Source organism: Rhodosalinus sp. (genome assembly GCF_041685465.1).
In the GTDB taxonomy this organism is placed as follows: domain Bacteria; phylum Pseudomonadota; class Alphaproteobacteria; order Rhodobacterales; family Rhodobacteraceae; genus Rhodosalinus.
This window is the reverse complement of sequence record NZ_JAWLFS010000212.1, coordinates 1-5,356: the sequence shown is the minus strand read 5'-3', so window position 1 is coordinate 5,356 and position 5,356 is coordinate 1. Positions and strand designations below refer to the sequence as shown.

The 5,356-nt window shown below is 72.6% G+C and carries 7 protein-coding genes; 5 read left to right on the top strand and 2 right to left on the bottom strand.

The annotated features are described in order from the left end of the window. Window positions 1-43: 43 nt before the first annotated feature. Window positions 44-607, bottom strand: coding sequence for a biotin transporter BioY (locus ACESL7_RS12650; RefSeq protein WP_372893676.1), 564 nt, complete (start codon window positions 605-607; stop codon window positions 44-46). 267 nt (window positions 608-874) lie between these two features. Between ACESL7_RS12650 and ACESL7_RS12645 the strand changes: the two genes are divergently transcribed. The 4 genes from ACESL7_RS12645 (at window position 875) to ACESL7_RS12630 (ending at window position 4,418) form a co-directional block, all read left to right on the top strand. Further along, window positions 875-1,522, top strand: a complete 648-nt coding sequence (locus ACESL7_RS12645; protein WP_372893675.1) for an SDR family NAD(P)-dependent oxidoreductase — start codon at window positions 875-877, stop codon at window positions 1,520-1,522. A gap of 66 nt (window positions 1,523-1,588) precedes the next feature. Beyond that, complete coding sequence (surE, locus tag ACESL7_RS12640) at window positions 1,589-2,371, top strand: 5'/3'-nucleotidase SurE (RefSeq protein ID WP_372893674.1); 783 nt, start codon at window positions 1,589-1,591, stop codon at window positions 2,369-2,371. Beyond that, on the top strand, window positions 2,368-3,030 hold the full coding sequence (locus ACESL7_RS12635; protein WP_372893673.1) for a protein-L-isoaspartate(D-aspartate) O-methyltransferase: 663 nt from the start codon (window positions 2,368-2,370) through the stop codon (window positions 3,028-3,030). The genes surE and ACESL7_RS12635 overlap by 4 nt, the downstream gene beginning before the upstream one ends. 80 nt (window positions 3,031-3,110) lie before the next feature. Further along, window positions 3,111-4,418, top strand: coding sequence for a peptidoglycan DD-metalloendopeptidase family protein (locus tag ACESL7_RS12630; RefSeq protein ID WP_372893672.1), 1,308 nt, complete (start codon window positions 3,111-3,113; stop codon window positions 4,416-4,418). Here the strand turns inward: ACESL7_RS12630 and ACESL7_RS12625 are convergent. Continuing rightward, window positions 4,369-4,593, bottom strand: a complete 225-nt coding sequence (locus ACESL7_RS12625; RefSeq protein ID WP_372893671.1) for a hypothetical protein — start codon at window positions 4,591-4,593, stop codon at window positions 4,369-4,371. The genes ACESL7_RS12630 and ACESL7_RS12625 overlap by 50 nt on opposite strands. A 116-nt stretch (window positions 4,594-4,709) precedes the next feature. Between ACESL7_RS12625 and ygfZ the strand changes: the two genes are divergently transcribed. Then, the coding region (gene ygfZ / locus ACESL7_RS12620; protein WP_372893670.1) for a CAF17-like 4Fe-4S cluster assembly/insertion protein YgfZ at window positions 4,710-5,356 on the top strand (647 nt) is incomplete at its 3' end.

The window sequence follows — 5,356 nt, the reverse complement described above, 5'->3', positions numbered from 1 at the left end:
CAGGCCCCCGCCCGGCCGGCGCGGCCGCGGGCCCGGCGGTGCCTCAGTCCCTGCGGGCGCTCAGCGCCTTCCAGCCGCCGGAGACGGTGACCGCCGCGATCGCGCACTTGATCGCGTCGCCGAGCAGGAAGGGCAGCGCGCCGGCCGCCACGGCCGTCGAGACGTCCATGCCGACGAAGAGCGTCAGCCATGCGACGCCCGGCACGTAGAGGAGCGCCGCCGGCAACGCCGCCGCGGCGAAGAGGCGCAGAAGCCCCCGGTCGAGCCCGCGCTCGACGAGCCAGCCGGTCGCCCAGGCCATGGCGACGAAGCCCCAGAGGAAGCCGGCGGTCGGACCGACGAGGTGGTGCGCGCCGGCGTCGCCGCCGGAGAAGACAGGCAGGCCGGCCGCCCCCTGCGCGAGATAGGCCAGCACCGTCAGCGCGGCGAGACGCGCGCCGAAGGTCAGGCCGATCAGCGTGACGCCGAGCGTCTGGAGCGACATCGGCACCGGCAGCATCGGCACCTCGACCTGCGACAGAAGGCCGAGCGCGGCGGAGCCCGTGAGCACCAGAAGCGCCTGTGTCGTCAACGACCGTTGGCCGAGCGCGGCTTGGGCGAGTGTCACTGTGCAGTCTCCTCGAATTCCCGTGTCCCGCGACAAATTCCACGATCCTGAGCCGAAAGAAAACCCCTTTTCGCCGGCCGGGAGGCCCTCCGCCCGGCATCGCCGACCGCGCATGGTGCAGCGGGCGGGCCAATGCGCATCCAGTGACGCCCCCGCCCCATCATCTTGGCCCAAGTACTCCGGGGGTGAATTGGCCGCAGGCCAAGAGGGGGCGGCGCCCCCTCTCCTCGCTTGCCAGCCGCGACCCGGCGTGGGATTGAACGGCGCATGACCGACGACAGACCCCTCGCCCTCGTCACGGGCGCCTCGCGCGGGCTCGGTGCCGCGCTCGCCGAGGCGCTGGCCGCGACGCATCACGTCCTCGCCGTCGCCCGCACGCAGGGCGGCCTCGAGGAGCTCGACGACCGCATCCGCGCCGCCGGCGGACAGGCGACGCTCGCGCCGATGGATCTCACGCAGCCCGAGGCGGTGGCCGGGCTGGCGCGCGGCATCTTCGACCGCTGGGGACGGCTCGACCTCTGGGCGCACACCGCGATCCAGGCGCCGCCGCTTTCGCCCGCCCCCTCGATCGACGACAAGGGATTCGCGCGCGCGCTGGCCGTCAACGTCACCGCGACGCAGGCGCTGATCGCGGCGCTCGCGCCCCTTCTGGGCACGGCGGGACGCGCGGTCTTCTTCGACGATCCCAGGGCGGGCGAGGCCTTCTTCGGGGGCTACGGCGCGACGAAGGCCGCGCAGGCCGCGCTGGCGCGGAGCTGGCGGGCGGAGACGGTGCGCACCGGGCCGCGCGTTCACCTGCTGACCCCGGCGCCGATGCCCACCGCGCTGCGCGCACGCTTCTTCCCCGGGGAGGACCGCGACGCGCTCGCCGACCGCCATGCCGAGGCCCGGCGCCTTCTGGCCGAGGCCGGCTGAGCGCGCTCGCTTGCCGCGCCGCTCCCCCTTCTCTAGGAGGGGGCGCAAGGGACAGCGAGGCCGGCGATGCGCATTCTTGTGACGAACGACGACGGGATCAACGCGCCCGGTCTCGCGGTGCTCGAGGCCATCGCGGCGGAGATCGCGGGCCCCGCGGGCGAAGTCTGGGTCGTCGCGCCCGCCTTCGAGCAGTCCGGCGTCGCGCACAAGATCAGCTACACCCACCCCATGCTGATCGCCGAGATGAGCGACCGCCGCTTCGCCGCCGAGGGTAGCCCGGCGGACTGCGTCATGGCCGGCATCTACGACGTGCTCGACGGGGAGCGGCCGGATCTCGTGCTGTCGGGCGTGAATCGCGGCAACAACTCTGCCGAGAACGCGCTCTATTCCGGCACGCTCGGCGGCGCGATGGAGGGCGCGCTTCAGGGTCTGCCCGCGATCGCGCTGTCGCAGTTCTACGGCCCCCGCATCGCGCATCTGGAAAACCGCTTCGAGCCCTCCGAGCGCCACGGCGCCGAGACCGTGCGCCGCATCCTCGCCGCGACACCGGAGGAGGATCAGGACTACGGGCTGTTCTTCAACGTCAACTTCCCGCCCGTGCCCGCCGACGAGGTCGAAGGCCTCAAGGTCGCGGCGCAGGGGTTCCGGCGCGGCACCGCCTTCCGCACCGAGCCGCATCTCTCGCCCTCCGGGCGGCGCTTTCTCTGGATGCGCGGCGTCGATCAGCAGGTGGCCTCGGCGCCCGGCACCGACGCGGCGGTCAACCTCGACGGCTGGATCTCGGTCACGCCGATGCGTGCCGATCTCACCGCGCACGACTCGCTCGATCATTTCCGGGAGAGGCTATGACCGGCGACGGGCAGGCCGGGTCCGACGCCGAGCGCAAGATGCGCTTGCTGTTCGCGCTGCGCTCGCGCGGGGTGACCGACACGCGCGTGCTCACCGCGATGGAAAAACTGGACCGGGGCCGCTTCGTGCGCCACTACTTCCAGGACCGCGCCTACGACGACGTGCCGCTGCCCATCGCCTGCGGGCAGACGATCAGCCAGCCCTCGATCGTCGGGCTCATGACCGGGGCGCTCCGCGTCACGCCGCGCGACAAGGTGCTCGAGATCGGGACCGGCTCGGGCTATCAGGCCGCCGTGCTCGCGCAGCTCGCGCGGCGGGTCTACACGGTGGAGCGCCACGCGCGGCTCGTGCGCGAGGCGCGGGAGCTCTTCGCGGCGCTCGACCTCGCCAACATAACGGCGGTGACCGGCGACGGCAGCCACGGCCTGCCGGATCAGGCGCCCTTCGACCGGATCCTCGTCACCGCCGCCGCGGAGGATCCGCCCGGGCCGCTCTTGGCGCAGTTGAAGATCGGCGGTATCATGGTTTTGCCGGTCGGTCAGTCGGACACGGTCCAGAGCCTCATCCGCGTGACACGCGGCGAGAGCGGGTACGACTACGACGAGCTTCGCTCGGTTCGCTTCGTCCCGCTCGTCGAGGGGCTCGGGCGCGACGGCTGATGGATGACACGGGGGCTGCGAGCCTGTTCACGCAACCGAGGCCCCGGCGACAAGGGGCGCGCAACGAGGGATATCGAGCGATGACTGCGCCCACTCCGTCCACCCGGCGTGCCCTCTTCGCCGGCGTTGCCCTCGTCGCGCTCGGCGCCTGCGGCGGCACGCTGGACGTCGACCTGCGACCGCCCGGCCTGAACACGTCCGCCGCCGCGCAGCGCGCGGTCGCGGATCGCCCCGAACCGGACGGGCGTGGCGTCATCTCCTACCCGAATTACCAGGTCGCGGTGGCCCGTCGCGGCGACACGGCCGGCGACGTGGCCGCGCGTGTCGATCTGCCCGCGGAGGAACTCGCCCGGCACAACGGGGTCGACCCCGACACGACCCTCCGTCAGGGCGAGGTGCTGGCGCTGCCCAGCCGCGTGCCGGAGCCCGACAGCACCGACCGACGCAGCAGCCTCGATGTCGCCGCGCTCGCCGGGCCGGCGCTCGACAGTGCCGCTCCCTCCGAGGTCGAGACGGAAACGTTGCCCGCGGCCGAGGACGGCGTCGCAGGGATCGCGGCACCGCAGGATGCCACGGAGGCCCCCGAGGGCGAGGACACGGCACAGCCCGAAGAGGCGCAGAGCGGCCCGGGCCAGACCGCGTCGGACCAAGACGCACCAGGCCAGGACGCCTCGGGACAGGAACCGATCCGCCACCAGGTCGAACGCGGCGAGACGGCCTATTCCATCGCGCGGCTCTACGACGTCTCGGTGCGCGCGCTCGCGGAGTGGAACGGTCTCGGCCCGGAGTTCCGCGTGCGCGAAGGCCAGTACCTCCTGATCCCCGTCGCGCTCGAGGCGCCGCGCCGCGAGATGGCGGAGACCGAGGAGGAGACCCCGCCCCCCGGCACCGGCTCCCCCACGCCGCCGCCGCCGAGCGCGTCGCGCCCGGGCCCGGACGAGGACCCGGCGGCGGCGACCGACGCGGCGGTCGCGGACGCGGAGGCGGCCGAGCAGGATCCTGCGCCCGACCTCGGGCAGACGGACACCACGGCACAGGCCGAGATGGCGATGCCCGTGGACGGCCCGATCATCCGTGACTTCGAGAAGGGCGAGAACAACGGGATCGCCATCGCCGCCGAGGCCGGCACCGCGGTGCGCGCCGCGGCAGCGGGCCGCGTGGCCGCAGTGACCGAGAACACCGAGGACGTGGCGATCGTGGTGATCAAGCACCCCGACAACCTTTTGACCGTCTACGTCAATCTCGCCGAGATCGCGGTCGCCAAGGGCGACACCGTCGCACGCGGCGAACGAATCGCGGCCGTCGCGGCGGGCGACCCGTCCTTCCTGCATTTCGAGGTCACCCGCGGGACCGATCGGGTGGACCCGACGCCCTATCTGAACCCGTGACGCGGGCGCGGCCGATGCGGCGGATACCGCCGTCGAGCGCGACGGCGGCGACCAGCACGGCCGGCCACCCGAGCACCAGCATCAGCGCGACCAGCATCCAGAACAGGTTGACGCCGAGCAGCACGAGGCAGGTGCCGGTGTAGTCCTCGACGCGGTGCACGGGTCTCTCGGGCATGGGCGCGCTCCCTCCTGTGCGTCCGGCATGATACCGCAGCCGCCGCCGGCCCAGTAGACCCGCCTTTCGCGCCGGCGGCGCGAAGCCTATGTTCTTCCCGACGGAAAGGGGGAGCGATGACCACGACGACAGGTGCGGACCGAACGGTTCTCAGGATCTCCGGCGACGAGGCCCGCGACTTCCTGCAGGGACTGGTGACGAACGACGTCCGGAAGCTGGACGCCGGGGGCCTCGTCTACGCCGCCATTCTCACGCCGCAGGGCAAGTACATCGCGGATTTCCTTCTTGCGCCCGAGCCGGACGGCGCGGTTCTGATGGATCTGGCGACGCCGCTCGCGGAGGACGTGCAGAAGCGCCTCAGGCTCTACAAGCTCCGCGCGAAGGTCGACATCGCGGAAACGGAGCTGAAGGTCCGGCGCGGCACCGGCCCCGCCCCCGAGACTGCCTTTGCCGACCCGCGCGACCCGCGCCTCGGCTGGCGGCTCTACGGGAGCGAGGGGGGCGACGACGGCAGCGACTGGGACGCGGTGCGCGTCGCGGCCTGTATCCCCGAGAGCGGTATCGAACTCACGCCCGAGAGCTTCGTTCTCGAAGCGGGCTTCGAGCGGCTGAACGGTGTCGACTTCCGCAAGGGCTGCTACGTGGGCCAGGAGGTCACCGCGCGGATGCACCACAAGACGGAGCTGAAGAAAGGCCTCGCCACCGTCGAGGTCGAGGGCGCGGCGCCCGTGGGCACGCCGATCGAGAACGCCGCCGGCAAGGC

Excerpts from the sequence above, each read along its gene's own strand:
- ACESL7_RS12645 (WP_372893675.1), top strand. The coding sequence starts at position 875 with ATGACCGACGACAGACCCCTCGCCCTCGTCACGGGCGCCTCGCGCGGG.
- surE (WP_372893674.1), top strand. The coding sequence starts at position 1,589 with ATGCGCATTCTTGTGACGAACGACGACGGGATCAACGCGCCCGGTCTC.
- ACESL7_RS12635 (WP_372893673.1), top strand. The coding sequence starts at position 2,368 with ATGACCGGCGACGGGCAGGCCGGGTCCGACGCCGAGCGCAAGATGCGC.
- ACESL7_RS12630 (WP_372893672.1), top strand. The coding sequence starts at position 3,111 with ATGACTGCGCCCACTCCGTCCACCCGGCGTGCCCTCTTCGCCGGCGTT.
- ACESL7_RS12625 (WP_372893671.1), bottom strand. The coding sequence starts at position 4,593 with ATGCCCGAGAGACCCGTGCACCGCGTCGAGGACTACACCGGCACCTGC.